The 26,458-nt window shown below is 71.6% G+C and carries 25 protein-coding genes; 14 read left to right on the forward strand and 11 right to left on the reverse strand.

Going from position 1 to position 26,458, the window contains the following annotated elements:
* Positions 1-9 precede the first annotated feature (9 nt).
* From ACFY2L_RS22535 to ACFY2L_RS22560, 6 genes are all read left to right on the forward strand, one after another.
* A complete protein-coding gene (locus ACFY2L_RS22535) occupies positions 10-807 on the forward strand; it encodes a type III pantothenate kinase (protein WP_390659445.1) in 798 nt (265 codons plus the stop codon).
* 160 nt (positions 808-967) lie between these two features.
* Complete coding sequence (locus tag ACFY2L_RS22540) at positions 968-1,657, forward strand: hypothetical protein (RefSeq protein ID WP_390823209.1); 690 nt, start codon at positions 968-970, stop codon at positions 1,655-1,657.
* 74 nt (positions 1,658-1,731) lie between these two features.
* The gene (locus tag ACFY2L_RS22545; RefSeq protein WP_390823172.1) at positions 1,732-1,911 is read left to right on the forward strand and encodes a hypothetical protein; all 180 of its coding nucleotides are present in this window, start codon (positions 1,732-1,734) and stop codon (positions 1,909-1,911) included.
* A gap of 181 nt (positions 1,912-2,092) precedes the next feature.
* On the forward strand, positions 2,093-2,491 hold the full coding sequence (locus ACFY2L_RS22550) for a BlaI/MecI/CopY family transcriptional regulator (protein ID WP_390659509.1): 399 nt from the start codon (positions 2,093-2,095) through the stop codon (positions 2,489-2,491).
* 9 nt (positions 2,492-2,500) lie between these two features.
* A complete protein-coding gene (locus tag ACFY2L_RS22555; RefSeq protein ID WP_390659447.1) occupies positions 2,501-3,049 on the forward strand; it encodes an amino-acid N-acetyltransferase in 549 nt (182 codons plus the stop codon).
* A 225-nt stretch (positions 3,050-3,274) separates the two neighbouring features.
* Positions 3,275-3,610 (forward strand): Lsr2 family protein, encoded by a 336-nt coding sequence (locus ACFY2L_RS22560; RefSeq protein WP_390659448.1) that lies wholly within the window; start codon positions 3,275-3,277, stop codon positions 3,608-3,610.
* Here ACFY2L_RS22560 and ACFY2L_RS22565 read toward each other — a convergent pair.
* The gene (locus ACFY2L_RS22565) at positions 3,589-4,251 is read right to left on the reverse strand and encodes an SCO3374 family protein (RefSeq protein WP_390823173.1); all 663 of its coding nucleotides are present in this window, start codon (positions 4,249-4,251) and stop codon (positions 3,589-3,591) included. The two genes, ACFY2L_RS22560 and ACFY2L_RS22565, sit on opposite strands and share 22 nt — an antisense overlap.
* Before the next feature lie 430 nt (positions 4,252-4,681).
* On the opposite strand from ACFY2L_RS22565, the gene ACFY2L_RS22570 reads away from it, so the two are divergent.
* The gene (locus ACFY2L_RS22570) at positions 4,682-7,207 is read left to right on the forward strand and encodes an ATP-dependent Clp protease ATP-binding subunit (protein ID WP_390659450.1); all 2,526 of its coding nucleotides are present in this window, start codon (positions 4,682-4,684) and stop codon (positions 7,205-7,207) included.
* A 90-nt stretch (positions 7,208-7,297) separates the two neighbouring features.
* On the opposite strand, the gene ACFY2L_RS22575 is transcribed toward ACFY2L_RS22570, so the two are convergent.
* Positions 7,298-7,933 (reverse strand): HAD family acid phosphatase, encoded by a 636-nt coding sequence (locus ACFY2L_RS22575; RefSeq protein ID WP_390659451.1) that lies wholly within the window; start codon positions 7,931-7,933, stop codon positions 7,298-7,300.
* 533 nt (positions 7,934-8,466) lie between these two features.
* Here ACFY2L_RS22575 and ACFY2L_RS22580 point away from each other — a divergent pair.
* Positions 8,467-9,048: a M23 family metallopeptidase gene (locus ACFY2L_RS22580; RefSeq protein WP_390823174.1), complete on the forward strand. Its 582-nt coding sequence runs from the start codon at positions 8,467-8,469 to the stop codon at positions 9,046-9,048.
* A gap of 13 nt (positions 9,049-9,061) precedes the next feature.
* Here the strand turns inward: ACFY2L_RS22580 and ACFY2L_RS22585 are convergent, their stop codons facing one another.
* Positions 9,062-9,649 carry a TetR/AcrR family transcriptional regulator gene (locus ACFY2L_RS22585; RefSeq protein WP_390659453.1) on the reverse strand — a complete coding sequence of 196 codons (588 nt, stop codon included), beginning with the start codon at positions 9,647-9,649 and terminating at the stop codon, positions 9,062-9,064.
* 169 nt (positions 9,650-9,818) lie between these two features.
* On the opposite strand from ACFY2L_RS22585, the gene ACFY2L_RS22590 reads away from it, so the two are divergent.
* Positions 9,819-11,402 (forward strand): MDR family MFS transporter, encoded by a 1,584-nt coding sequence (locus ACFY2L_RS22590; protein ID WP_390659454.1) that lies wholly within the window; start codon positions 9,819-9,821, stop codon positions 11,400-11,402.
* Positions 11,403-12,142: 740 nt separating this feature from the next.
* Here the strand turns inward: ACFY2L_RS22590 and cseC are convergent.
* From cseC to ACFY2L_RS22615, 5 genes are all read right to left on the reverse strand, one after another.
* Positions 12,143-13,477: a two-component system sensor histidine kinase CseC gene (cseC, locus tag ACFY2L_RS22595; RefSeq protein ID WP_390659455.1), complete on the reverse strand. Its 1,335-nt coding sequence runs from the start codon at positions 13,475-13,477 to the stop codon at positions 12,143-12,145.
* 20 nt (positions 13,478-13,497) lie between these two features.
* Complete coding sequence (cseB, locus tag ACFY2L_RS22600) at positions 13,498-14,196, reverse strand: two-component system response regulator CseB (RefSeq protein ID WP_390659456.1); 699 nt, start codon at positions 14,194-14,196, stop codon at positions 13,498-13,500.
* A gap of 218 nt (positions 14,197-14,414) precedes the next feature.
* Positions 14,415-15,089 carry a hypothetical protein gene (locus ACFY2L_RS22605; protein ID WP_390659457.1) on the reverse strand — a complete coding sequence of 225 codons (675 nt, stop codon included), beginning with the start codon at positions 15,087-15,089 and terminating at the stop codon, positions 14,415-14,417.
* Between the two features lie 17 nt (positions 15,090-15,106).
* Positions 15,107-15,649, reverse strand: a complete 543-nt coding sequence (locus ACFY2L_RS22610; protein WP_390659458.1) for a SigE family RNA polymerase sigma factor — start codon at positions 15,647-15,649, stop codon at positions 15,107-15,109.
* A 302-nt stretch (positions 15,650-15,951) separates the two neighbouring features.
* Positions 15,952-16,878, reverse strand: a complete 927-nt coding sequence (locus ACFY2L_RS22615; RefSeq protein WP_390659459.1) for an A/G-specific adenine glycosylase — start codon at positions 16,876-16,878, stop codon at positions 15,952-15,954.
* A 261-nt stretch (positions 16,879-17,139) separates the two neighbouring features.
* On the opposite strand from ACFY2L_RS22615, the gene ACFY2L_RS22620 reads away from it, so the two are divergent.
* Positions 17,140-17,973 carry a hypothetical protein gene (locus ACFY2L_RS22620; protein WP_390823175.1) on the forward strand — a complete coding sequence of 278 codons (834 nt, stop codon included), beginning with the start codon at positions 17,140-17,142 and terminating at the stop codon, positions 17,971-17,973.
* Positions 17,974-18,037: 64 nt separating this feature from the next.
* Here ACFY2L_RS22620 and disA read toward each other — a convergent pair whose 3' ends face one another.
* Both disA and radA read right to left on the reverse strand, forming a co-directional pair.
* Positions 18,038-19,162, reverse strand: coding sequence for a DNA integrity scanning diadenylate cyclase DisA (gene disA / locus ACFY2L_RS22625; RefSeq protein WP_390659461.1), 1,125 nt, complete (start codon positions 19,160-19,162; stop codon positions 18,038-18,040).
* A gap of 82 nt (positions 19,163-19,244) precedes the next feature.
* The gene (gene radA, locus ACFY2L_RS22630; protein WP_390659462.1) at positions 19,245-20,654 is read right to left on the reverse strand and encodes a DNA repair protein RadA; all 1,410 of its coding nucleotides are present in this window, start codon (positions 20,652-20,654) and stop codon (positions 19,245-19,247) included.
* A 240-nt stretch (positions 20,655-20,894) separates the two neighbouring features.
* On the opposite strand from radA, the gene ACFY2L_RS22635 reads away from it, so the two are divergent.
* Positions 20,895-22,796, forward strand: a complete 1,902-nt coding sequence (locus ACFY2L_RS22635; RefSeq protein WP_390823176.1) for a hypothetical protein — start codon at positions 20,895-20,897, stop codon at positions 22,794-22,796.
* 126 nt (positions 22,797-22,922) lie between these two features.
* On the opposite strand, the gene ACFY2L_RS22640 is transcribed toward ACFY2L_RS22635, so the two are convergent.
* Complete coding sequence (locus tag ACFY2L_RS22640; RefSeq protein ID WP_390823177.1) at positions 22,923-23,771, reverse strand: hypothetical protein; 849 nt, start codon at positions 23,769-23,771, stop codon at positions 22,923-22,925.
* 71 nt (positions 23,772-23,842) lie between these two features.
* Here ACFY2L_RS22640 and ACFY2L_RS22645 point away from each other — a divergent pair, with 71 nt between their 5' ends.
* The 3 genes from ACFY2L_RS22645 to ACFY2L_RS22655 all read left to right on the forward strand — a co-directional run bounded on the left by ACFY2L_RS22645 (position 23,843) and on the right by ACFY2L_RS22655 (position 26,384).
* Entirely contained in the window at positions 23,843-24,775 is a 933-nt protein-coding gene (locus ACFY2L_RS22645; RefSeq protein ID WP_390659465.1) for a Ppx/GppA family phosphatase, read from the forward strand.
* A gap of 122 nt (positions 24,776-24,897) precedes the next feature.
* Positions 24,898-25,722, forward strand: a complete 825-nt coding sequence (locus ACFY2L_RS22650; RefSeq protein WP_390659466.1) for a sugar phosphate isomerase/epimerase family protein — start codon at positions 24,898-24,900, stop codon at positions 25,720-25,722.
* The gene (locus ACFY2L_RS22655; RefSeq protein WP_390823178.1) at positions 25,719-26,384 is read left to right on the forward strand and encodes a TetR family transcriptional regulator; all 666 of its coding nucleotides are present in this window, start codon (positions 25,719-25,721) and stop codon (positions 26,382-26,384) included. The genes ACFY2L_RS22650 and ACFY2L_RS22655 overlap by 4 nt, the downstream gene beginning before the upstream one ends.
* Positions 26,385-26,458: the final 74 nt, after the last annotated feature.

A 26,458-nucleotide genomic window follows, 5' to 3' on the forward strand; every position in this document is an offset into this window, starting at 1 on the left:
GTGCCGGCCATGCTGCTGACGATCGACGTGGGGAACACGCACACCGTGCTCGGCCTGTTCGACGGTGAGGACATCGTCGAGCACTGGCGGATCTCGACCGACTCCCGCCGTACGGCCGACGAGCTCGCGGTGCTGCTGCAGGGCCTGATGGGCATGCACCCGCTGCTCGGCGTGGAGCTGGGCGACGGCATCGACGGCATCGCGATCTGCGCGACGGTCCCCTCGGTGCTGCACGAACTGCGCGAGGTGACCCGCCGCTACTACGGCGACGTGCCCGCCGTCCTCGTCGAACCGGGCGTGAAGACCGGTGTGCCGATCCTCTTCGACAACCCCAAGGAGGTCGGCGCCGACCGCATCATCAACGCGGTCGCCGCGAACGAGCTCTACGGCGGCCCGGCGATCGTCGTGGACTTCGGCACGGCGACGACGTTCGACGCGGTGAGCGCGCGGGGCGAGTACGTCGGCGGCGTGATCGCGCCCGGCATCGAGATCTCGGTGGAGGCCCTGGGTGTCAAGGCGGCCCAGCTCCGCAAGATCGAGGTGGCCCGCCCGCGCAGCGTGATCGGCAAGAACACGGTCGAGGCCATGCAGTCCGGCATCGTCTACGGCTTCGCCGGCCAGGTCGACGGCGTGGTCACCCGCATGGCCCGCGAGCTGGCGGAGGACCCCGACGACGTCACGGTGATCGCGACGGGCGGCCTGGCCCCCATGGTCCTCGGCGAGTCCTCGGTGATCGACGAGCACGAGCCCTGGCTGACCCTGATCGGCCTGCGCCTGGTCTACGAGCGCAACGTCTCGCGCATGTGATCCGTCGGTCCGCTGATCCTGTGGTCCTCTGATCCGCAGGTGACCGCGGAAGGAGCCGGGGGGCGGATTTCGGACGCGCCACACCTGCCCCCTATGTCGAATTTGTCCGATTAGCGCGTATCGTCGCCGCATGCCCACGCCATACGGATCCCGCGGCGGCATGGCGTTCGGCGCGGCGGAGCTGCGTGTGCTCCGTCGCGCTCTCGCCCTCGCCCTCCACCCCGGTCCCGCCTGTGCCGAGGACGTCCAGGACTGCCATCGCCTAGCCGAGTCCCTCGACGAGGCGATGCGCGAGGCCGCCCGTCTGCGGGCCTTCCTGGTGGCCGACCTCGCCCGCTACCGCGCCGCCCTCCCCGGCGCCGCGGTCGGCTACCTCAGGCTCCTGGAGGAGGTCCTGGCGGCGGGGCACCTGCCCGGCCCCGACGACCTCGCCGCCCTGCGCGCCCTGCGGGGCAACCCGGCGGCCGCCGCCCTCCTGGACCGCTGCCAGGCGCTCGCCGAAGCGGACGTACGGGCCCGTCTCGCCCGCCGTGCGCCCCGCGAGGCCCCGGCGGCCACCCCGGCCGTCCCGGCGTCCCGTACGCGCCTCCTGGCGCTTCCCGGGGGCCGTTCCGGCGAGGCCGGAGACCCCCTCGCGGCCGTCGCCGAGGACCCGCGCGAGGAACCGCGCAAGAAACCCGCCGAGAAGCCCGCCGCGCCGGCCCCCGGGCCCGCCCCCGTGAAGCCCTCCGCCCCCGAGCCCGAGCGCCGCCCCATCCCCACCCCGGGCGAGGTCTTCCCGCGCCGCAAGCCCGCTCCGGAGCCGGCGGAGCCGGAGGAGCGCCGGCCGCGCACGCTGGCGGCCGGCTGAGGCGTCCGCTCCCGCGCGGCGGCCCCGGCCGACCCCGCCCCTTCGTCCCGTTCCTCCCTGGCTACCCTGGATCCATGGACTATGTCTCCGCGCTGGTGCCCCCCGTCGTCATGGCCGCGTTCTTCATCGGTCTGATCAGGGTGATAGTGAAGACCCAGGGGGGCGCCAACAAGGCCAAGGAGGACGCGGCCGTCGACGCCGCCCTCGCGCGCGCGGAGGGCGCCCGCGGGTCCTCCGCCGGCACCGACGCCTGACCCAGCGCCCCGCGGCACCCCCGCCCCGCGGCACCCCCGGGCGTACGGCCTCCCCCAGGAGTCGTACGCCCCTTTTGTGTCTGTTTGACATCGAAAGTGCCCGTCCGGCACGCCATTGGCGAGATCTCCCACTATTGTGCTGAGAGTGCCTCGCCCATTGGGAGAACTCGAAGACGCGGTCATGACGCGGGTGTGGAAGTGGAACCGCCCGGTGACCGTTCGAGAAGTCCTGGAAGACCTTCAGCAGGAACGGTCCATCGCCTACACCACGGTGATGACCGTTTTGGACAATCTCCATCAGAAGGGCTGGGTACGCCGCGAGGCCGAAGGCCGCGCCTATCGATATGAGGCGGTCTCCACCCGCGCCGCCTACGCCGCCGCCCTCATGAACGAGGCCTGGTCGCAGAGCGACAACCCCGCGGCCGCACTCGTCGCCTTCTTCGGGATGATGAGCGACGAACAGCGACAGGCGCTGAGCGACGCCGTACGCATCGTCCAGGGTCCGGAAACATCCGAAGCCGCAACTGCGGGCAGTGGCGGGGAGAACCCCGGCGCGGCGGCGGGAGGCCGCGGGCGATAGCGTCCGCACATGTCCGCAGAGAGCCCCTCCGCCGAGAACCCCGAAGTCACCGCTAAAGCCATCACCGTCCGCCGGGCCCGGACCAGCGATGTCCCCGCCGTACGCCGACTGCTTGACGCCTACGTCAGGGGCGGCATCCTGCTCGACAAAGCGACGGTGACCCTTTACGAGGACATCCAGGAGTTCTGGGTCGCCGAACGCGACGACAACGCCGAGGTCGTCGGCTGCGGCGCGCTCCACGTCATGTGGGAAGACCTGGCCGAAGTGCGCACTCTCGCGGTGAAGCCCGGCCTGAAGGGCGCCGGCGTGGGCCACAGGTTGTTGGAGAAGTTGCTGCACACCGCGCGCTGGCTCGGCGTTCGCCGGGTTTTCTGCCTGACCTTCGAAGTGGACTTCTTCGGCAAGCACGGCTTCGTGGAGATCGGTGAGACGCCGGTTGACACCGATGTCTACGCCGAGCTGATGCGTTCCTATGACGAGGGCGTAGCGGAGTTCCTCGGACTCGAACGAGTGAAACCGAACACCTTGGGCAACAGCCGGATGCTTCTGCATCTGTGATCGTGGGCGTCCATTCCCGCGGACCGGCCTTGCCCGGTGCCCTATGTCCGAAACGCGCACGTTTCCGGGCGAGGGACGGGTCGTCGGTCTCCGCCAGGGGTTTGTGTTTTCCCAGCAAAAGCGGTTTGCTTTCCGACGTACTGCAGTACTGCATATAACAGGGCGCGGCTAAACGGCGGACGCCGCGGACCCCCGTCCCTCACGTTATCGATGAAAGGAAATCCGGTGGCACAGAAGGTTCAGGTCCTTCTTGTCGACGACCTCGACGGCGGCGAGGCGGACGAGACCGTGACGTTCGCGCTGGACGGCAAGACGTACGAGATCGATCTCACGACTGCCAATGCGGACAAGCTGCGCGGGCTTCTCGAGCCCTATGTGAAGGGTGGCCGTCGTACCGGAGGCCGTGCTTCGGGCGGGCGTGGAAAGGCGCGTGCCGCTGCCGGCAGCAGCCAGGACACCGCTCAGATCCGCGCATGGGCGAAGGAGAACGGTTTCGAGGTCAACGACCGTGGCCGTGTTCCGGCGAGCATTCGCGAGGCTTACGAGAAGGCCAACGGCTGAGCGCGGGAGCGCCGCAGCCGGACACGGTGACAGTGCGTCGCCAGCGTGTCCACCAGCCGCACCAGGTCGGGGGCGTCTCCCGTGCCCCCCAGCGCCGGCATCGCCGGCAGCGAGGCCTCACCCTCGCACCCCGCGACGGGGGGCCGCACCCACACGGCGGCCCCCTGCAACGGCCCGGAGTGGTCGTCTTCCTGGACCGGCGTGACCTCTGACCCCGGCGGCAGGGGGGCCCGCGGGCCCGGGCGGAGGGCCGCCCGCGGACCCGGGGGCGTCCGCGGACGCGGGGGCAGGGGCGCCTCCATGAGGCCGCCCGGTCCGATCGCCGTGAGATCCAGGGGCAGCGCGCCCCACTCCAGCCACTGAAGGATTCCCGGCAGCTCCTCCGCGCTGCCCGCGGCCACCAGCAGCCGCATGCGCCCGCCCCCCGCGGCCACGGGGGAGCCCGGCGCCAGGCGCCCGAGCGCCGCGTGTCCCGCCTCCGCGGGCACGTCCAGGACGTCGAAGCGCTCGCCGACCAGAAGCCGTACCGGTCTCCCGGGCACCGTCGGCCACCCCAGTTCGTTCTCGTACCAGCCGCGGACCCGGTCGTCCGGGTCGGCGGCGTCGAGCGGCCGCCGGGGGAGAGGCACTGAGCCAGCCATGCCGAGTAGAACCGTTCCCCCGGGGTGCGAGTTACGCTGGGTGGTCGTCCGGCCGCGCACAGTGGCGAAAAGGGGGGCGCGCGGGGAGCCAGGGAGGCGCAAGGTTGTTCGCCCGTAGCGGAGGGAAAAGGCGTGCACGGCATGGACTGTCCGTGCCGGCGGGTAAGACATCCCTAGTGGGAGGGGGCGACACGCAGGAAAGGGCGTCTCACGTTCGCCATCGGCGTACTGATGGTGAGGGTAACCACCTGGCCTGCGGGAACATCGTCTCGCACCATCGGGTTGGAGCAGATGTCGGCGTTCGGGGTCAGGAGGCCATCGACGGTGTCGGCAGTTGGAATGAGCGGTCCCCGCTTGCGGGACTAAGCTGCGGAAGGACAGGGAGGGGAAGTTCCCCCCACTGCCTGACCGCTCTGAGGAGCGATTAACGATGTTCGAGAGGTTCACCGACCGCGCGCGGCGGGTTGTCGTCCTGGCTCAGGAAGAAGCCCGGATGCTCAACCACAACTACATCGGCACCGAGCACATCCTCCTGGGCCTGATCCACGAGGGTGAGGGTGTCGCCGCCAAGGCCCTTGAGAGCCTCGGGATTTCGCTCGAGGCGGTCCGCCAGCAGGTGGAGGAGATCATCGGCCAGGGCCAGCAGGCTCCCTCGGGCCACATCCCCTTCACCCCCCGTGCCAAGAAGGTCCTGGAGCTGTCGCTCCGCGAGGCCCTTCAGCTGGGCCACAACTACATCGGCACGGAGCACATCCTGCTCGGCCTGATCCGTGAGGGCGAGGGCGTCGCCGCCCAGGTCCTGGTCAAGCTGGGCGCAGATCTCAACCGGGTGCGGCAGCAGGTCATCCAGCTGCTCTCCGGTTACCAGGGCAAGGAGACCGCCACCGCCGGCGGGCCTGCCGAGGGCACCCCCTCGACGTCCCTGGTCCTCGACCAGTTCGGCCGGAACCTCACCCAGGCCGCTCGTGAGTCCAAGCTCGACCCGGTCATCGGGCGCGAGAAGGAGATCGAGCGGGTCATGCAGGTGCTGTCCCGCCGCACCAAGAACAACCCGGTCCTGATCGGTGAGCCCGGCGTCGGCAAGACCGCCGTCGTCGAGGGCCTCGCCCAGGCCATCGTCAAGGGCGAGGTGCCCGAGACCCTCAAGGACAAGCACCTCTACACCCTGGACCTCGGCGCGCTGGTCGCCGGCTCCCGCTACCGCGGTGACTTCGAGGAGCGCCTGAAGAAGGTGCTCAAGGAGATCCGCACCCGCGGTGACATCATCCTGTTCATCGACGAGCTCCACACGCTGGTCGGTGCGGGTGCCGCCGAGGGCGCCATCGACGCCGCCTCGATCCTGAAGCCGATGCTGGCCCGTGGTGAGCTGCAGACCATCGGTGCGACCACGCTGGACGAGTACCGCAAGCACCTGGAGAAGGACGCGGCCCTGGAGCGCCGCTTCCAGCCCATCCAGGTCGCGGAGCCGTCCCTGCCGCACACGATCGAGATCCTCAAGGGTCTGCGCGACCGGTACGAGGCGCACCACCGTGTCTCCATCACCGACGAGGCGCTGGTCCAGGCAGCCACCCTGGCCGACCGCTACATCTCGGACCGCTTCCTGCCGGACAAGGCGATCGACCTGATCGACGAGGCCGGTTCCCGGATGCGCATCCGCCGGATGACCGCTCCGCCGGACCTGCGCGAGTTCGACGAGAAGATCGCCGGCGTCCGCCGCGACAAGGAGTCCGCGATCGACTCGCAGGACTTCGAGAAGGCCGCCTCCCTGCGCGACAAGGAGAAGCAGCTCCTGGCCGCCAAGGCCAAGCGGGAGAAGGAGTGGAAGGCCGGCGACATGGACGTCGTCGCCGAGGTCGACGGCGAGCTGATCGCCGAGGTCCTCGCCACGGCCACCGGCATCCCGGTCTTCAAGCTGACCGAGGAGGAGTCCAGCCGCCTGCTCCGCATGGAGGAGGAGCTGCACAAGCGGGTCATCGGCCAGAACGACGCCGTCAAGGCGCTGTCGAAGGCGATCCGCCGTACGCGTGCCGGTCTGAAGGACCCGAAGCGTCCGGGTGGCTCGTTCATCTTCGCCGGCCCGTCCGGTGTCGGTAAGACCGAGCTGTCCAAGGCGCTCGCCGAGTTCCTCTTCGGTGACGAGGACGCGCTGATCTCCCTCGACATGTCGGAGTTCAGCGAGAAGCACACGGTCTCGCGTCTCTTCGGTTCCCCGCCCGGATACGTGGGCTACGAAGAGGGCGGCCAGCTGACCGAGAAGGTCCGCCGCAAGCCGTTCTCCGTCGTCCTGTTCGACGAGGTCGAGAAGGCCCACCCGGACATCTTCAACTCGCTGCTGCAGATCCTGGAGGACGGTCGTCTGACCGACTCCCAGGGCCGGGTCGTGGACTTCAAGAACACGGTCATCATCATGACGACCAACCTCGGCACCCGGGACATCTCCAAGGGCTTCAACCTGGGCTTCGCGGCCTCGGGTGACACGAAGTCCAACTACGAGCGCATGAAGAACAAGGTGTCGGACGAGCTCAAGCAGCACTTCCGTCCCGAGTTCCTCAACCGCGTCGACGACGTGGTCGTCTTCCCGCAGCTGACGCAGGAGGACATCCTGCGGATCGTCGACCTGATGATCGGCAAGGTGGACGAGCGCCTGAAGGACCGGGACATGGGCATCGAGCTCTCCCAGTCCGCCAAGGAGCTGCTGTCCCAGAAGGGCTACGACCCGGTGCTGGGCGCGCGTCCGCTGCGTCGCACGATCCAGCGCGAGATCGAGGACTCGCTGTCGGAGAAGATCCTCTTCGGCGAGCTGCGTCCCGGTCACATCGTGGTCGTGGACACCGAGGGCGAGGGTGAGACCAAGACCTTCACCTTCCGCGGCGAGGAGAAGTCGGCGCTGCCCGACGTCCCGCCGATCGAGCAGGCGGCCGGCGGCGCCGGACCGAACCTGAGCAAGGAGGCGTAAGCCTCCCGGCCGTGGAGCCGACATGAAGAGGGCCGGTGCTTCCCAGCACCGGCCCTCTTCGCATGCCCGGCTCGCGGGCGCGCCGCAGGACTACGACAGCTGGCCGTCGTAGTCCGGCAGCTTGTACGTCTTCTCGGCGTGCCCGCCCGACAGGTCGGTGGCGCTGTTGCCGATGTTCGCGATGATCGTGTAGCCCTTGTTCTCGATGTCGACGCGCTGGGCGGTCTTGTAGGCGGCGACGTCCTTGAAGAGGTCGAGCAGACCGCGGACGTAGAGCCCGGAGACGCGGTATCCGACGTGCTTGAGGTTGTAGTCGGTGAACCCGTAGATGATGCCCGGGCGCGCCGTGACGAAGAACAGCGAGACGCCGTGCTCCTGGGCGTACTCGGCGACCTCCAGGACCGGCTCGTTGGCCGGCTGCGGGTAGCTGAAGCCGAAGTCGGTCTCCAGGGTGGTGTTGTCGATGTCGAGCACGATCGCCTGCTTCTCGCCCGGCTTCGCGGCGGCGATGCGCTGCTTCAGGTACGGCAGGGCCGCGTCCATCACGGCCTGGCAGTCCGCCTGCCAGGTGTCGTAGTCGACATCCTCCGCCGCGGTCGCGGAGGCGACGGCGGAGGTGCTGGTGGCCGTAGCGGCCTGGGCGCCGGCCGGAACGGCCATCGCGGTGACGGCGGCCGTCGCCGCCACCGTCAGGGCTGTGCGGCGCTTCCAGGTGCCTCTGGTCATGTGGGGTCCTCTCGCGTCCTGGCCTGCCTGTGTCGTGGGCATGCTGAACTGTGGGGATGGCCTGCGGGGAACCAGCGGGTTACCGGGGGAAACCTGCGGGTTACTGGACGGTAGAGGGTGGTGAGACTCCGCTCACAGACCCCTGCACATGTCGTGACCGGGGTCACAAGTGGCCCGCAGGGGAGGCGAGTAGCCCCCGTCACATCCCGAAGTCCCTTGAAGCGGGCGGCCGGTGACATGCTGCACAGGTCATCCGTCCGGTACTAGGGCGGATAGTGGCACCGCAAAATCAGGCAAATGGGACAAAGGTCGCGTGACTGCCGGGCGGCAGGGGGCCTCCGGCGTGGAACGCCGTCAAATGGGGCATGAAGGGCGCTCTGTCAAGAAGCGGTCTGTTTCGGGGTGAAGTACTAGCTTCCGTCGTACGTCACACGTTTGGGGGTCTATCGCCCTCGGGGTTACCAAGGGATGGCCCACCCGGCAGGCGTTCCTGCCCCGGGTGGTCTCTCTGTCCCCGAACCACGAGGTCTTCGATGTTCAAGCGCGTCACGTTCCGTTCTTCCCGTACGTCCCTGCTCCGCACCCGCCTGGCCGTCGGGGCCGCCGCCGTGGGCGCCTCGGTCGTGCTGGGGACCGGAGTGGCGTCCGCCGCCGCACCCGCCGCCGCGCCCGCCGCCGCCAAGGCCGCCTCGGCCACCGGCTGGGTCAAGCCGGTGGCGCACTACGCCAAGTCCGCCAGCTTCCACCAGGCCGGCGCCATGTGGCAGTCCACCCACAGCGGCCAGGACTTCGCCGTGCCGAGCGGCACCAAGGTCGTGGCCGCGCACGGCGGCACGGTGGTGAAGGCCGGCGGCAACGGCGCCGGTGACGGCCCGGCCTACGGCAACGCCATCGTCATCAAGCACGGCAACGGCACGTACTCCCAGTACGCCCACCTCTCCCGTGTCGACGTGAAGGTCGGCCAGATAGTCAAGACCGGGCAGCGCGTCGCCCTGTCCGGCAACACCGGCAACTCCAGCGGCCCGCACCTGCACTTCGAGATCCGCACGACCGCGAACTACGGCTCCGCGATCGACCCGGTGGCCTTCCTGCGCGCCAAGGGTCTGACCGTCTGACGGCGACGGGTGATCAGGCGCCCTGATGCGCCTGGGTGACGAGATCGACGGCGACCTCGAGGACGGCTGCACGCTTGTCCTCGGGGTCGCCGTCGAGGTCCTGGAGGAAGAACATGCCGGCGTGCAGCGTGAAGATGGCGCTCACGCAGCGGACCTGGTCGGTGAGGGGGGCGTCCGGGTCGATGATGATGTCCCGCAGTGCGCGCATGCGGTCCTTGAAGGAGTCGCCGATCTGCAGCTCCCGGACCGTCGCCTGGTTCTCCTGCATGAAGCGGAAGAGCGGGGTCGCGCCGGCGAGGGCCTCGCTGTAGCGCCGTACGATCTCCCGCTTGGTGTCCAGGGTGTGCGGCTGCTGCCTGCCCCACTCGATCAGCTCTTCGATCGGCTTCGTCAGATCCGCGAAGATGCTGACGACGATGTCTTCCTTCGTCTTGAAGTGGTAGTACAGGGCCGCCTTGGTGACCTCCAGACGCTCCGCGATCTCGCGGAGGGAGGTCTTCTCGTAGCCCTGCTCGGCGAAGAGTTCGAGCGCGACGTCCTGGATGCGCTGGCGGGTGTTGCCGCGGCGCTGCTGCTTGGTGCCGTCCATGGTGACGTCCATCCTCGTACTCCTCGAGCTCTCCTGGAAAGTTACTTGCCGCCCGGCTAGTTCGACACCATAAACTTACTTGACGACCGGCTAGTGACGGGGCTACTTTCCCCAGTGTAGTGAACTAGCCGGGCGGCAAGTAAGTGGGCGGCCCGCAGTGGTACCCAGGGGAGTGGGAACGATGGCGGACACGAAGACGGCCGAGACGAAACCCGAGAAACAACCGAAGAGCGTGCGGGTCGTCCTGCTCGCCCTGATGATCACGATGATGCTCGCGATGCTCGACAACATGATCGTGGGCACCGCGATGCCGACCATCGTCGGCGACCTCGGAGGCCTGGAGCACCTGTCCTGGGTCGTGACCGCCTACACCCTCGCGACCGCGGCCGCCACGCCGATCTGGGGCAAGCTCGGGGACATGTACGGGCGCAAGGGCGCCTTCATGACCTCGATCGTGATCTTCCTGATCGGCTCCGCGCTCAGCGGCATGGCCCAGAACATGGGCGAGCTCATCGGCTTCCGCGCCGTGCAGGGCCTCGGCGCCGGCGGTCTGATGGTCGGCGTCATGGCGATCATCGGCGACCTGATCCCGCCCCGGGAGCGCGGCAAGTACCAGGGCATGATGGCCGGCGTCATGGCGCTCGCGATGATCGGCGGCCCGCTCGTCGGCGGCACCATCACCGACAACTGGGGCTGGCGCTGGTCCTTCTACATCAACCTGCCGCTCGGCGCGGTGTCGCTCGCCCTGATCAGCGCCGTGCTGCACCTGCCGAAGAAGCGGGCCAAGGCGGGCATCGACTACCTCGGTGTCGTGCTGCTGACCGTGGGCATCACGGCCATCGTCCTCGTCACCACCTGGGGCGGCACGGAGTACGCCTGGACGTCCGCGCGGATCATGGAGCTGATCGGGATCGGCGTCGCCGCGCTCATCGGCTTCGTGTTCTGGCAGACCCGGGCCGCCGAGCCGATCGTGCCGCTGCACATCTTCCGCAGCCGCAACTTCACCCTGATGTCCCTCATCGGCTTCATCACCGGCTTCGTGATGTTCGGCGCGACCCTCTTCCTGCCGCTCTACCAGCAGTCGGTGCAGGGCGCCTCCGCGACCAACTCGGGGCTGCTGCTCCTGCCGATGCTCGGCGCGATGCTGGTGACCTCGATGGTCGCGGGCCGCGTCACCACCAACTCCGGCAAGTACAAGGTCTTCCCGATCGTCGGCAGCGTCCTGATGGTCATCGGCCTGTACCTGCTCTCCACGATGGACACCGGCACCTCGCGCCTCACCTCCGGCGTCTTCATGGCCGTGGTCGGTCTCGGCATGGGCTGTCTGATGCAGATCACCATGCTGGTCGCGCAGAACAGCGTGGAGATGAAGGACATGGGCGTCGCGTCCTCCTCCACCACCCTGTTCCGCACGCTCGGCTCCTCCTTCGGTGTCGCGATCATGGGCGCGCTGTTCAACCACCGCGTCCAGGACGTCATGGCCGAGCGGGCCGGTGCGCTGGGCTCGAAGATCACCGAGCAGTCCGCGCAGCTGGACGCCGCCAGCCTGGCGAAGCTGCCCGTGGCCGCCCGCGAGGCCTACCAGCACGCGGTGTCGGCCGGTACCCACTCGGCGTTCCTGCTGGGCGCGGTGGTCGCGGTCACCGCGCTGATCGCGGCGGTGTTCGTCAAGGAGGTCCCGCTGAAGGGCGCGGGCCCCCAGAAGGCGGGCGAGGAACCGAAGGACGCCGCGGGTGTGACCCCGCCGGTCGTCGAGGCCGTCTGACCCCACCCCAGCCAGTCACCGAAGGCCCCCGGCGGATGTCCGCCCCGGGGGCCTTCGCCACGCGCGGAAACGCGGGGCGACCCCCCCAGCCCCGCCAGCGCCCCGTCGCCGAGGGCCCTGACGGCCCGCTCCGGGCGCTCGTCCTGGGGCAGAGCCACGTCGGGCGGCCAACCCTGACGACGGCCCGTCGTCGAGGGCCTGGCGGTCCGCCTCCCGGGCGTTCGTCCTGGGCGCAGCCATTGCCGGGGGTCTGGCCGTGGCCGCGGCGGTTGCCCAAGGCTTCCGGCGGATGTGGTCACGGGGGCTTTCGTCGGGCGTGGGGGCGAGGCCGGGCGCACAGCCCAGGCAGCGGCCCGCCGCCGCCGACCCTGGCGGTCCGCCTCCGGGGGCTCGTCCTGCGCGGAGCCACGGCCGGGCGCCCAGCCCCGGCGACGGCCCGCCGCCGACGACCCTGGCGGTGCGCCTCCGGGGGCTCGTCCTACGCGGAGCCACGGCCGGGCGTCCAGCCCCGGCGACGGCCCGTCGTCGAGGGCCCTGGCGGTCCGCCTCCGGGGGCTCGTCCTGCGCGGAGCCACGGCCGGGCGCCCAGCCCCGGGCCGTCCGCGGTGGCAGCGCCCCGGGTCGGCTGTGTCGTCTTCCGGCGGCGTGGTCGGCGCATGCGAAGCCCGTGCCGCGACCGGGTCACTGGCCGCGGCCGTCGTGGGGGCACGGGATGGCTGGGGTCGGTGTGGGGCGGAGGCCTACGGCATCATCGGGTAACTTCCCGTGTTCGTCGGCGCGTGCTCCGGCAGCCACAGAACGGCCACCGCGCCCTCGGCCGGTATGTGGCCGGGCGCCCCCGCTGGCCGTACGTTGCGGAAGGTCAGCCGGGCGCCCAGTACGCGGGCCTGGCCCGCCGCGATGGTCAGACCGAGCCCGTGGCCGTGCCCCGCCCGGTCGGCGCTGCCGGTACGGAACCGGCTCGGGCCCTCGGCCAGCAGGTCCTCGGGGAACCCGGGGCCGTGGTCGCGCACCCGGATGACCCGGCCCTCCACGGTGACCTCGATCGGCGGCTTGCCGTGCCGGGCGGCGTTGGCCAGGAGGTTGAACAGGACCCGCTCCAGGCGCCGGGGGTCGGTCGTGACCATCGACTCGTGCACCACCCGCACCTCGACGTCCGGGTCCTTGGCCGCCACCCGCCGCACGACGAACTCGCCCAGCACGATGTCCTGGAGCTCCGCCCGCTCCGAGGCACTGTCCAGGCGGGCCACCTCCAGGACGTCCTCCACGAGCGTGCGCATGGCCTTCGCGCGGTCCAGGACGAGCTCGGTGGGCCGGCCCGGCGGGAGGAGCTCGGCCGCGGTCAGCAGCCCGGTGACCGGGGTGCGCAGCTCGTGCGCGATGTCGGCGGTGACCCGGCGCTCGGCCTCCAGCCGCTGCTGCAGCGCGTCCGCCATGGCGTCCACCGCGCTCGCCAGGTCGTCGGTCTCGTCCCGTACGACCCCGCCCATCGCGTCCCGGACCCGCACGTCCGACTCGCCCTTGGCGACCTGGTTGGCCGCGGCCGCCGCCTTGCGCAGCCGGCGTGAGAGCTGTCCGCCGATGAGCACCCCGAGCGCGCTGCCGCCGAGGACGACCGCGATCGACCCGATCACCAGGGCCTGGTCGAGGTCGTTGAGGATGTCCGTGCTCCGGTCGGTGAACCCGGTGTGCAGGGACATCACCCGCCCGTCCTTGAGCGGCACGGCCGCCCAGATGTCCGGCGTGCCCCCCGCGCGGTCGGACACGAACGTCACCCGGCGCCCCTCGGCGACCTTCTCGCGCACCTCGGACGGCAGCCGGGAGTCGTCGATCTTGACCTGCGGGAAGTTCGGCCGCCCGGTCATCTCGAAGTTGCGCTGGGCGATCTGGACGCGCTCGTCCGCGAGGTCGCGCGCGTTGTCCAGCATCGACACCCGGGCGGCGTTGTGCACGACCAGGCTGAGCGCGATCGCCACCAACGCGCCGACCAGCGCGATCGCCGCGCTCAGCTTCCACCGCAGCCCCGTACGGATGACCGCGCCCTCCGCGCGGGCCGGAACCAGGTGCCGGATCATCCCCCTCACCCCCCGCCCGCTCAGGCCTTCAACTTGTAGCCGAAGCCACGGACCGTCTCGATGCGGTCCTGGCCGATCTTCGTGCGCAGCCGCTGCACATGGACGTCCACGACCCGGGTGTCACCGCCCCAGCCGTAGTCCCACACCCGCTCCAGCAGCTTGTCCCGCGACAGGACCGTGCCCGGAGCGGAGGAGAACTCCAGCAGCAGCCGCATCTCGGTGGGCGTCAGGGCCACCGGCTGACCGGCTCTGCGGACCTCCATCCCCTCGGTGTCCACCTCCAGGTCGCCGAAGGTGAGCACACCGCCCGTGGGGGCGGCGCCCTCGGCCCGGTCCCCGCCGCCGGCGTGCCCGAAGCGGCGCAGCACGGCGCGGATCCGGGCGACCAGCACGGCCCCGTCGAACGGTTTGGTCACATAGTCGTCGGCGCCGGCCTCCAGGCCCAGGACGACGTCGATGGAGTCGGCGCGCGCCGACAGCATGATCACGGGAACGGTGGACTCGTCCCGGATGCGCCGGCACAGACTCACCCCGTCCAGGCCGGGCACCATGACGTCCAGCAGGGCGATGTCGGGGCGGTCCGCCCGGAAGGCGTCCAGGCCGGACAGGCCGTCGGGCATCGCCGTGACCACGAAGCCGTCCCGCTCCAGGGCGAGCTGGGTGGCCTCGCGGATGACGTCGTCGTCCTCGACGAACAGGACGTGGGTCTGGTCTGCCATCCCGGTGCTCTCAGTCCTCGTGTTCGGTGCTGCGTATGTCTGGGTGCTTCTAGAGGGGACGCGCGGGACGTCCGCCGCGTTCACTCCCGGTGCGCGCACTCATTGATCGGAACGAGCGGCCCGATCGGTTCACGCTCCCGGAGATTTTCTCCGGCCGGCCCGGCCTGCCGCGGGTCCGCGGCCGGTCAGCCGCCGGTCAGCCGTAGCTCCGCCGCCGGTCAGCCGCTCTTCGGCAGCGGCGTCGCGTCCCCGCCCCCGGTGCTGCTGTACTCGTTGTGGATGCTGAACTGCTTGACGAAGCGGTCCGCCGTGGTCCAGCGGTAGGTGATCACGTTCTCGCCGGAGGGGTCGGAGACGGCGTCGCCCTTCGCGTACACCTGCTTGGTCACCACCAGGTCGCCCCGGTCGATCTCCGCGTAGACCGGGGGCTCCTCGGCCTTGAACACGTTCTCGTACCGGCCGTCCTGCTTCCGGTACACGTACGAGCCGACGCCGACCGCGTCGCCGCAGGTGAGCACGTTCACGACGACGTCCGTGGCCGGGCCGCCGGTCAGGTCGCCGTAGGAGACGTCGACCGGGTACTCGTCGCCGACGCAGGGCTCCAGCTCGCCTTTGACCTCCGCCGAGACCTCGGGGTCGTCCTTGACGAGCCGGACCGCGTCGACCCGGGAGGGGGTGTCGGTGGGTGCGGCCGAGGGCGCCATCGTCGCGCCGGCCATCGCGTCGGCGTGCGCCGGGCCCTCGTCACGGGCGCCGGTGCCGCCGGTGGCGCACGCGGACACGAAAAGGGCGAGGGCGGCGAGCACGGTCACCGCCGTGATCGCCGCCTGGAAGGTGCCTCGGGCCGCCGTCGGCCCTGACAGGGCCGGTGTCGGCCCGTGGGTGGTGCCCAAGGGACCACCCCGGTCGGTCAGGCCGCCGCGCAACGCTCCCGCTCCTCACGCTCCAGCGCGCGTGCGTCCAGATCGCGGGCTTCCAGCTCCTCGCGGAGCCGGGCGAGCGCCCGGTGCAGCGTGCTCTTGACCGTTCCCGCCGACATGCCGAGGGCGGCGGCCGTCTCCTCCGTGGACATCTGCTCCCAGTGTCGCAGCACCACGACACTGCGCTGCTTCGGAGCGAGCACCTTCATGGCGTCCATCAGCAGGGCGCGGTCCGCGTGCTGTTCGGTGGAGTCGTCCACACAGGCGTCGGGCAGCTGCTCGGTGGGGACCTCCTCCAGCTTGCGGGCCCGCCACCACTCGGTCCGCGTGTTGATCATGACCCGGCGCAGATAGGCGTCCGCGAGCCGCTTGTCCGCGATGCCCTCCCAGCGGCCGTACGTCCGGGCCAGGGCCGTCTGCAGCAGGTCCTGCGCGTCGACCGGGTCCGGGACCAGCCGGCGGGCGCTGCGCAGCAGCGCGTCCTGCCGGGTGCGGACGTACTCCTCGAACTCGAGCACCTCGCCCTGCGCCATGGTCAACCCCTCCGTTTTCCCCGTTTCCGGCTCGCGGTCGTCCGCCGGTTCCGTGCCTCTGGTCTGTCGCCCTCGTGCCCTCGCCGGGCACGCAACAGAAGCTACGGAGGTGTTGTCACGGGGCTGTCCGAAGCAGCCTGCGGCCAGCGCTCGGCTGTCCGTCGGTTGTGTAACGGAAATGAGTTCTGGGTAAAGGGGCGGGCCGAAGAATGGGTCTATGGGCGGATCTGTCCGGCCGGGAGCCGTGACAGAGCCTGAGCGCGGGCTGTGATGAAGCGCGTTGTCTGTGAAGTGACCGTGCGTCAGGTCAGCGGCAGCCGGTACAGCCCGTCCGGCAGCGGCTCCACCAGCCCGTCCGCGACGAGGCCGTCGAGGGCACGCGCGCGCTGCACCGGCTCGTGCCACACCCGGTCCAGTGCCGTCTGGGGCACGGGCGCGTGTGCCTCCCGCAGCACGGCGAGCAGCTTGCCCCGCACCTGCCGGTCCGTCCCGGCGTACGTCTGGCCGCGGCGCGGCGGTCCGTCGTGCTCCGGCTTGCCCGCGAGCCGCCAGGCGCACTGCGCGGCGATGGGGCAGCGCACACACGTCTCGTTCTTCGCCGTGCACACGAGCGCGCCGAGCTCCATGGACGCGGCGGCCCAGCGGGCGGCGGTCCCCTCGTCCTCGGGCAGCAGCGCGCGCGCCAGCTTGCGCTCGGCGGCCGTGGTGGCGTTCGGCGGGTACTGCACGCCGGTGACGGCCCGCGCGAAGACCCGGCGCACGTTGGTGTCCAGCACGGCGTGCCGCTGCCCGTACGCGAAGGAGGCGACGGCGGCGGCCGTGTACTCGCCGATGCCGGGCAGCGCGAGCAGCTGCGCGTGGTCCGACGGTACGTCGCCGCCGTGCCGTTCCGTTATGGCGACCGCTGCTCCGTGCAGCCGCAGGGCGCGGCGCGGGTAGCCGAGCCGCCCCCAGGCGCGCACGGCCTCGCCGGGCGCCTCGGCGGCCAGGTCGGCGGGGCGCGGCCAGCGGGCGAGCCACTGCTCGTAGACCGGCAGGACGCGGCTGACCGGCGTCTGCTGGAGCATGAACTCGCTGACCATCACGCCCCACGCGCCGGCCTCGGGGCGCCGCCAGGGCAGGTCGCGGGCGTTCTCCTCGAACCAGTCGATGACGGGGGAGTGCAGGTCCGCACCGGGGACGGCGTCGGCGGCGGGGCTGCTGTGCGGGGTCTTCGTGGGCGCAGTCATGGCTCTTCCGATCCTGCCATGCGCGATGGGGCACGCGTGCGTACCGCCACTCGTCCGGGGCGCGGCCCTGTCATGACGTCCCCGCGCGCGCCGCGCCGTGGCCGGCGATGCGAGGGGTGCCCGTTGCGAACGGCCGGGGGCGTGCGCGGGGAGTGAAATCAAGGGTGGGAACACGGAGTCCGGGATGATGATCCGGAAAAGTTGTACTGCGGGCGGCGGGTGGGACCGGCGAACGCGGCGATCTCTCGTACAGTTTGCGCCGTGGGATCTCTGCGCAATCCGATCGGGCCGCTTCCCTCCTCCATCTACTGGCGCCGGAGGGTCGTACTGCTGTCCGTGATCGCCCTGTTGGCGCTGCTCATCACGTGGATCGTCACCTCGGGCGGAGGTGGCGGCGACAACGGAGCCAAGGGGTCCAGCGGCAAGAATCCCGCGTCCTCGATCACGCCGGGCCCGTCCGGCTCGGGGCCCGCGATCAGCCAAGCCCCGGGCGGGCGGGACGAGTCGAGCGAGGGCGCCGGCAGCGGTTCGGGCTCCGGTTCGGGCTCCGGCTCGGACGAGGGTTCGGGGGACGGCGGCTCGGGCTCCGGCGGCTCCGGCTCTGGCTCTGGCTCCGACGGGAGCGGCGGCGGCATCGACGACGGAGCCAACGGCAGCGGGTCGAGCACGACCCTCCCGGCCGGCACCACTCTGCCCAACTGCACCGCCAGCGTGGTCAAGTTGAGCCTGCGCAGTGTCCGCAACACCTACTCGCCCGACGAGACCCCCACCTTCCAGCTCACGGCGAAGAACTCCTCCGGCAGCGACTGCAAGGTCGATCTCGCGCCCAGGAAGGCGGTGCTGACGATCACTCAGGCCGAGGGTGACGACGACTACTGGTCGTCGGCCGACTGCCCCAAGGTGTCCGGCAGTCTGCTGTACCGGGTTCCGGCCGGGGGCAGCTTCACGTACACCGTGAAGTGGGACCGCAAGCCGAGTGCCCCGCAGTGCGCGACCCCTCCGGCCGGATCGGCCACCGCGGGGACGTACCTGGTGGAGGCGAAGGCTCCGGGATTCGCGAAGGCGCAGACGTCCTTCGTGCTGGCGGCCGACTGAGACCGGCCGCCGGTCCGGCGCCGGCCGCCGGACGTCACCGCCGGACGTGCCGCTCCAGGACCGACTAGACGTACCGCTCCAGGATCGACGACTCCGCCAGCCGGGACAGGCCCTCGCGGACGCTGCGCGCCCGGGCCTCGCCCACGCCGTCCACCGTCTGGAGGTCGTCGACGCTTGCGGCGAGGAGCTTCTGGAGACCGCCGAAGTGCTCCACCAGGCGGTCGATGATGGCGCCGGGCAGCCGGGGGACCTTGGCCAGCAGGCGGAAGCCTCGCGGGGAGACCGCCGAGTCGAGCGCCTCGGGGGAGCCGGTGTAGCCCAACGCCTTCGCCACCGTGGAGAGTTCGAGCAGCTCGGCGTGGGTGAGCGCGTCCAGCTCGTACAGCGCCTCGTCGACCGTGCGCGAGCGCTTGGCGGTCGGCTCGGGGACGTAGTCCCGGACCACCAGCTCCCGCTCCGGCTCCACACCCGCGATCAGCTCGTCGAGCTGGAGGGCCAGCAGACGGCCGTCCGTGCCCAGTTCGACCACGTATTCGGCGATTTCGGTGGCGATGCGGCGCACCATCTCCAGGCGCTGGGCCACCGCGGAGACGTCCCGGACCGTCACCAGGTCCTCGATCTCCAGCGCTGACAACGTTCCCGCGACCTCGTCCAGACGGAGCTTGTAGCGCTCCAGGGTCGCCAGCGCCTGGTTGGCGCGGGACAGGATCGCCGCGGAGTCCTCCAGGACCCGGCGCTGGCCGTCGACGTACAGGGCGATCAGACGCATCGACTGGGAGACCGACACGACCGGGAAGCCGACCTGCTTGGAGACCCGGTCCGCCGTGCGGTGCCGGGTGCCGGTCTCCTCCGTGGGGATCGTGGGGTCCGGGACCAGCTGGACGCCGGCGCGCAGGATCTTCGACAGGTCGGAGGAGACCACGATGCCGCCGTCGAGCTTGCACAGCTCCCGCAGACGGGTGGCCGTGAACTCGACGTCCAGGACGAATCCGCCCGTGCACATCGTCTCGACGGTCTTGTCGGAGCCGAGCACGATGAGCCCGCCGGTGTTGCCGCGAAGAACCCGCTCGAGGCCGTCGCGCAGGGCCGTGCCCGGAGCCACCGCGCTCAGCGCGGCGCGCATCAGGCCCTCGGCGCCGGAACTCCCACCGGACTTTCCGGGAGCTGCCGCCCGGTCGTTGGCTGCCACTGCACTCCTCCGGTCGCAGGTTCTTCAGGCGCTCCCGTTTCGCGCACTCGGTTCGTACGGACGGGCGAGACCAGGGCAAAGTCTACCGGCGGTCCTCCGCCTCCCGTGGGGCCTCTCGGCGACGGGACCTCGGCAGGACCCGCAGCGCGTCCCCCATGTCCGCGACTTCGAGGACCTTCATACCGGCCGGGATCTTGCCGGGGTCGCCCGGTACGAGCGCGTGGGTGAAGCCCAGACGATGGGCCTCGGCGAGCCTGCGCTGGACGCCCGTGACCCGTCTGACCTCGCCCGCGAGGCCCACCTCGCCGATCGCGACGAGGTTCTTCGGCAGGGGGGTGTCGCTCGCGGCGGAGGCCAGCGCGAGGGCGATCGCCAGGTCCGCCGCGGGCTCCGAGAGCTTCACGCCGCCGACCGTCGCCGAGTAGATGTCCCGCTTGCCGAGCGCGCTGATGCGGCCGCGCTGCTCCAGCACCGCGAGCATCATCGACACCCGGGACGTCTCCAGGCCGGAGGTGGTGCGGCGGGGTGAGGGGATCTGCGAGTCGACGGTCAGGGCCTGGACTTCGGCGACCAGGGGGCGGCGGCCCTCCAGGGTGACCGTCAGACAGGTGCCGGGGACCGGTTCGTCACGACGGGTCAGGAAAAGTCCGCTTGGGTCGGCAAGTCCGACAATGCCCTCGTCGTGCAGTTCGAAGCAGCCGACCTCGTCGGTGGCGCCGTAGCGGTTCTTCACGCCGCGCACCAGGCGCAGGCGCGCGTGCCGGTCGCCCTCGAAGTGCAGGACGACGTCCACCAGGTGCTCCAGCAGGCGGGGGCCCGCGATCGCGCCGTCCTTCGTGACATGGCCCACCAGCAGCGTGGACATGCCGCGCTCCTTGGAGGCGCGGATCAGGGCCCCGGCGACCTCGCGCACCTGGGCCATGCCGCCCGGCGCCCCGTCGATCTCGGGGGAGGCCACCGTCTGCACCGAGTCGAGGATCAGCAGCGACGGCTTCACCGCGTCCAAGTGCCCGAGGACGGCGGCCAGATCGGTCTCGGCCGCCAGATACAGGTGGTCGTCGATGGCGCCGATGCGGTCGGCGCGCAGCCGGACCTGGCTCGCCGACTCCTCGCCCGTCACATACAGCGTGCGGTGTTCGTCACTCGCCGACTTGGCCGCCACGTCCAGCAGCAGCGTCGACTTGCCGACGCCGGGCTCGCCCGCGAGCAGCACCACCGCGCCGGGCACCAGACCGCCGCCGAGGACGCGGTCCAGCTCGGGCACGCCGGTGGAGCGGGCCGTGGCCTGCCGGCCGTCGACCTGGCCGATGGGCACGGCGGAGGTGGTGACGCGCCCCGGCGTCGTCGTACGGACCGCGGGCGCGCCGTACTCCTCGACCGTGCCCCAGGCCTGGCACTCGGGGCAGCGGCCGAGCCACTTGGCCGTCTGCCAGCCGCACTCCGTGCAGCGGTAGGACGGTCGGTCCTTGGTGGTCTTGGTACGGGCAGCCATGGGGAAACCGTAGCCGCCGCCACTGACAGCGGGGCGGGGCCTGTGGACAACCGGTGCGAGCGGCCCGCGGACAGCTGGGGAGAATCCGGACACCCCCTGCGATCCGGCCACCCCCCTCACGAACGAGCCACGGAACCCCCCGTTCCTGTCCCCTTATGAGGGATCGTTTCACCCGTACGGATTAAAAGGACTCAAGGGACAAGAAGAGCTCGTCGCGAGCCGCCTACGGTCGCACGGGTGATGAGCAGCAGCCCGGAAACCTCGACCCGCACGACCGGCGCACACCGGGCGCACCGGGAGGCGCGCGACCGCGCCGCGGGGCGCACGCTCGCGCAGCGTCCGCCCGCGCGCTACGAGCCGTACCTGGACGGACTGTTCACCTACTGTCTGTCCGTCCTGTGCGACCACGACGCCGCCACCGCCGCCCTCGGGGACGCCCTCGCGCTCGCCGAGCGGCGCGGCCAGCGCGTGCCGGACGCGGCGGGGGAGCGCAGGGCCTGGCTGTACGCGCTGGCCCGCTGGGCGTGCCTGCGCAAGCTGGCCGAGGCCAAGCAGAAACGTCAGAGCACCCACGCGGCGGGGCGCACCGCCACCCGTACGCAGACCGGCACCCGCCGCCAGTCCGCCGCCCGGACAGCCGCACAGCCCGGCGACCGGACCGGCGCGCAGCCGGGCGGCCCGCAGTCCACCGCCCGGACCGGCGCGCAGACGGGCCCGCACTCCGGCGACCGGACCGGCGCGCAGACGAGTCCGCGCTCCGGCGCACAGCCCGGGGAGCACCCGTCCGCCCCCGACGACGTCCAGGAGGAGCGGCGGCGCGAACTCGCCCTGCTCGCCTGGCCGGAGGCGGCCGGCACCACCCCCGAGCAGCGCGAGGCACTCGAACTCGCCGTACGCCACCACCTCGCCGCCCACGAGGTCGCCGCCGTGCTCGGCATGGACCAGGCCGCCGCCCGCGAGCTGCTCGCCTCGGCCGCCTGCGAGGTCGAGCGCACCCGCGCGGCCCTCGCCGTCGTGGAGACCGGCGGCTGCCCCGGTGTGGCCCGCCTCACCGGCGACCACCAGCTGGTCCTCAGCGCCACCCTGCGCCGCGAGCTCGTCCGGCACGTCGACGACTGCCCCCGCTGCCGCCGGACCGCCGAGCGCGCCGTCCCCGGCCGCTGGCCCGGCGCCGGGGTCACCCCCGCCGAGCTGCCCGTCCTGGAAGCGCCCCGCCCCGCCCTGCGCGCCGCCATGACCCATCTCCCCCGCGCGCGGGGCGCCGCCGTCCCCCGCTTCGACCGGCGTGGCTTCCCGATGGACCCCAAGGACCGCGCGGCCCGCCGCGACCGCCTGCGCGCGCGTGCCGTCACGACCACCGTCGTCGCCACCGTCGTGGCGGCCCCCGTGCTCGCCCTGTGGGCCGCCTACCGGGGCACCCCCACCACCGAGGGCGCCGACGGCCGCGCCGCCAGCGCCAGTGAGGCGCACGATCCCGCGGCCCTGGGCGGCGAGGGGGCGAACGGCTACGAGAACGCGGGCAACGCCAGCACCAGACCCGGCACCGGCTTCGGCAAGGGCCCCAGACCGGACGTCTCCGTGGAGGTCGTCAGCGTCTCGGGGCTCGGCACGAAGAGCGCCGGCCGCCTGACCGTGACCGCCGCCACCAGCGGCGACACCACCCTCGTCACCCTCACCGCGGGCAGGGACGCCGAAGGCCCCGTCCGCTGGTCCGCCTCCGCCGGTGCCTCCTGGCTCTACCTGAGCCGCTCCGCCGGCACCCTGCGGCCCGGCGAGTCGGTGACGGTCAAGGTGTACGTCGACTCCCTGCGCGAGCCGTCCGGACACTGGCACGCGCGCGTGACGGTCGCCCCGGCGGGCACCGTGATCTCCATCGAGGGCTACGGCACCGCACCCGCCCCGGGCCCCGGCACCGGCGACAACTCCGGTCCCGGCACCGGCCCCGGCAGCCCCACGGACCCGCCCCCGCCGTCCTCCGGCCCGGACCCGGATCCCCCCGTCCCGCCCTCCCCGGACCCCACCCCGGCCGACCCGCCGCCCCCGGCCGACCCGCAGCCCACGCCCAGCGACTCCCCGTCCACCCCGGAGGACCCGGCACCGCCACCGGCCGACGGCGGCGGCGAGAACCCGCCCACGACCTAGGCCGTGTCCGCACGTCCCGCCTGCCCCGCGACGCCCGGCACGCCGAGAGCGGACGCCCCCACCCCCGAGCCGCGCGACGCCCGGCTCGGGCGGGAGGCACCCCACGGCACCGGACCTGCGGCCCGCTCAGTCGACGGGATCCGCCGGATGCGGTGCCAGCAACGGAAGCTGCGAGGCCAGACGTGCCTCGCACAGCTCGACGAGACGGTCGTAGCCGGCCTTGCCCATCAGCTCGGTCAGCTCCGCCCGGTACGACACGTACACGGGCTCGCCCGCGCCGTGGGCCGAGGTCGCCGACGTGCACCACCAGTGCAGGTCGTGGCCGCCCGGTCCCCAGCCGCGGCGGTCGTACTCGCCGATCGACACCTGCAGGACGCGGGTGTCGTCGGGCCGGTCGATCCAGTCGTACGTCCGGCGCACCGGCAGCTGCCAGCAGACGTCCGGCTTGGTCTCCAGCGGCTCGCGGCCCTCCTTGAGGGCCAGGATGTGCAGCGAGCAGCCCGTGCCGCCGGCGAAGCCGGGACGGTTCTGGAAGATGCAGGAGCCCTGGTAGGGGCGGGTCTGGCGGTCGCCGTCCTCGTCCTCCGACACCCAGCCGCCCCGCAGTCCCTCGTCGTGGTGCTGCCAGATGTCGGGGGTGAGACGCGCCACGTGCTCGGCGACCCGCTTCTCGTCGTCCTCGTCGGAGAAGTGGGCACCCAGCGTGCAGCACCCGTCGTCGGCGCGGCCCGCGCGGATGCCCTGGCAGCCGCTGCCGAAGATGCAGTTCCAGCGAGAGGTCAGCCATGTCAGATCGCACCGGAAGACCTGCTCGTCGTCCGCAGGATCCGGGAACTCCACCCACGCGCGCGCGAAGTCGAGGCCCTTCTCGTCTTCCTTCAGGGCCTTCTTCGACTTCGTGGATGCCGTCACCGGCTTCGCCCGCGAAGAACCGCCGGTGGATTTGTCGGTCTTCGCCTTTTTCGTCTTTGGCACCCGTCCAGGGTAAGTCGGCGGAGCCCGCTTCGGGGACGGCCCATGGCCTCGCTGGCAGTAGCGTTCCCTACATGAGACTCGGTGTCCTCGACGTGGGATCGAACACGGTGCATCTGCTGGTGGTGGATGCACACCCCGGCGCGCGCCCGCTGCCCGCGCACTCGCACAAGGCCGAACTGCGCCTCGCCCAACTCCTCGACCCGGCCGGGGCGATCGGCCCCGAGGGCGTCGACAAACTGATCGCCGTCGTCCACGACGCGCTCCAGGCCGCCGAGGACAAGGGCGTCGAGGACCTGCTGCCGTTCGCGACCTCCGCCGTGCGCGAGGCCACCAACGCCGACGACGTCCTCGCGCGCGTGCAGGCCGAGACCGGCGTCGAGCTCCAGGTCCTCACCGGCGCCGAGGAGGCCCGGCTCACCTTCCTCGCGGCCCGCCGCTGGTTCGGCTGGTCGGCCGGCAAGCTGCTGGTCCTCGACATCGGCGGCGGCTCCCTGGAGATCGCCTACGGCATCGACGAGGAGCCCGACGCGGCCGCGTCCCTGCCGCTGGGCGCCGGCCGCCTCACCGCGGGCTGGCTGCCCGGCGACCCCCCCGACCCCGAGGACATAAGGTCCCTGCGCCGGCACGTCCGCGCGCAGATCGCCCGGACGGTCGGTGAGTTCAGCCGCTTCGGCGCCCCCGACCACGTCGTCGCCACCTCGAAGACGTTCAAGCAGCTCGCCCGCATAGCCGGCGCCGCCCGTTCCACCGAGGGCCTCTACGTCCAGCGCGAACTCAAGCGCGAGTCACTGGAGGCCTGGGTGCCCCGCCTGGCCGGCATGACCACCGCCCAGCGCGCGGAACTGCCGGGCGTCTCGGAGGGCCGCGCCAACCAGCTCGTCGCGGGCGCGCTGGTGGCGGAGGGGGCGATGGACCTGTTCGGCGTCGAGAGCCTGGAGATCTGCCCGTGGGCGCTGAGGGAGGGCGTGATCCTGCGGCGGCTCGATCACATGGTCACGGCCTAGCCGGCGAGGGGGCGCGCACACCGCACGGAGGACCCCAGGGCCCCGCACCCGTCTATGGCGAACACCACAACGACGATCAGGGGCCCGGCATTCAGGCGACCGCACCCCGTAACCTGTCCCCCATGGCAGAGCCAGTCGTACGGATCCCGGATGCGAAGGTCGCCCTGTCGACGGCGTCCGTGTACCCCGAGTCGACGGCGACGGCCTTCGAGATCGCCGCGCGCCTCGGCTACGACGGCGTCGAGGTCATGGTCTGGAACGACCCCGTCAGCCAGGACATCGAAGCGCTGCGCAGACTCAGCGACTACCACCGCATCCCGATCCTGGCCGTGCACGCCCCCTGCCTGCTCATCACCCAGCGGGTGTGGTCCACCGACCCCTGGGTGAAGCTGCAGCGGGCGCGCGCCGCGGCCGAGAAGCTCGGCGCGACCACCGTCGTCGTCCACCCGCCCTTCCGCTGGCAGCGCCAGTACGCGCGGGACTTCGTCCAGGGGATCTGGCGGATGGCGAACGAGACGGACGTACGGTTCGCCGTCGAGAACATGTACCCGTGGCGCTACCGCGACCGCGAGATGCTCGCGTACGCCCCCGACTGGGACGTCACGAAGGACGACTACCGGCACTTCACGATCGACCTCAGCCACGCCGCCACCGCCCGCACCGACACGCTGGACATGGTCGACCGCATGGGGGCCCGCCTCGGCCACGTCCACCTCGCCGACGGAAACGGTTCGGCCAAGGACGAGCACCTGGTCCCGGGGCGCGGCGCCCAGCCCTGCGCCGAACTGCTGGAGCGGCTCGCGCTGAGCGGCTTCGACGGGCATGTCGTCATCGAGGTCAACACCCGGCGTGCCATGTCCGGCGCCGAGCGTGAGGCCGACCTGGCGGAGGCCCTCGCCTTCACCCGCCTCCACCTGGCCTCGGCCACGAAGGTGCCCCGCCGGTGACCGACCCCGACGGGACCTCAGGACGCCGCGGCCGGCCCCCTCGTACGGAACCGGCCGACACCGGCGAGACCGCCCGCCGGCGCGGCCGTCCGCCCCGTACCGAATCGGCCGGAACCCGCGACCGCATCCTGGCCGCCGCCCGGGAGGAGTTCTCCGAGCGGGGCTACGACAAGACGTCCGTGCGGGGCATCGCCAAGGCGGCCGGCGTCGACCCGGCGCTCGTCCACCACTACTTCGGCACCAAGGAGCAGGTCTTCGAGGCGGCCATCGAGGTCGCCTTCGCGCCCGCGCTGAGCGCGCCGGACGCGATCGCCGAGGGTCCGCTGGAGGGCGTGGGGGAGCGGATGGCCCGGTTCGTCTTCGGCATCTGGGAGAACCCCGCCACCCGTACGCCCCTGCTCGCGATCGTGCGGTCGGCCGTGAACAACGACACGGCGGCCGCCGTCTTCCGCCGCCTGATCGCCTCCCAGCTGCTGCGCCGGATCGCCGCCCGGGTCGACCTGCCGGACGCCGAGCTGCGCGCCGAGCTGGCGGCGGCGCAGCTGGTCGGATGCGCGATGCTGCGGTACGTGATCAAGGTGGAGCCGCTGGCCTCGGCGGACGTCGAGCAGATCATCGCGCGGGTGGCACCGGTCGTCCAGGGACACCTCACGACCCCCTGAGCCGAGACACGCGTCCCGTATTCCGGACACCTCGTCCCGCCCCCTGGATGACCGGCGTACGCTCATTAACAGCC

Origin of the sequence: Streptomyces sp. NPDC001381 (assembly GCF_042895685.1) — a bacterium.
Lineage (GTDB): Bacteria > Actinomycetota > Actinomycetes > Streptomycetales > Streptomycetaceae > Streptomyces.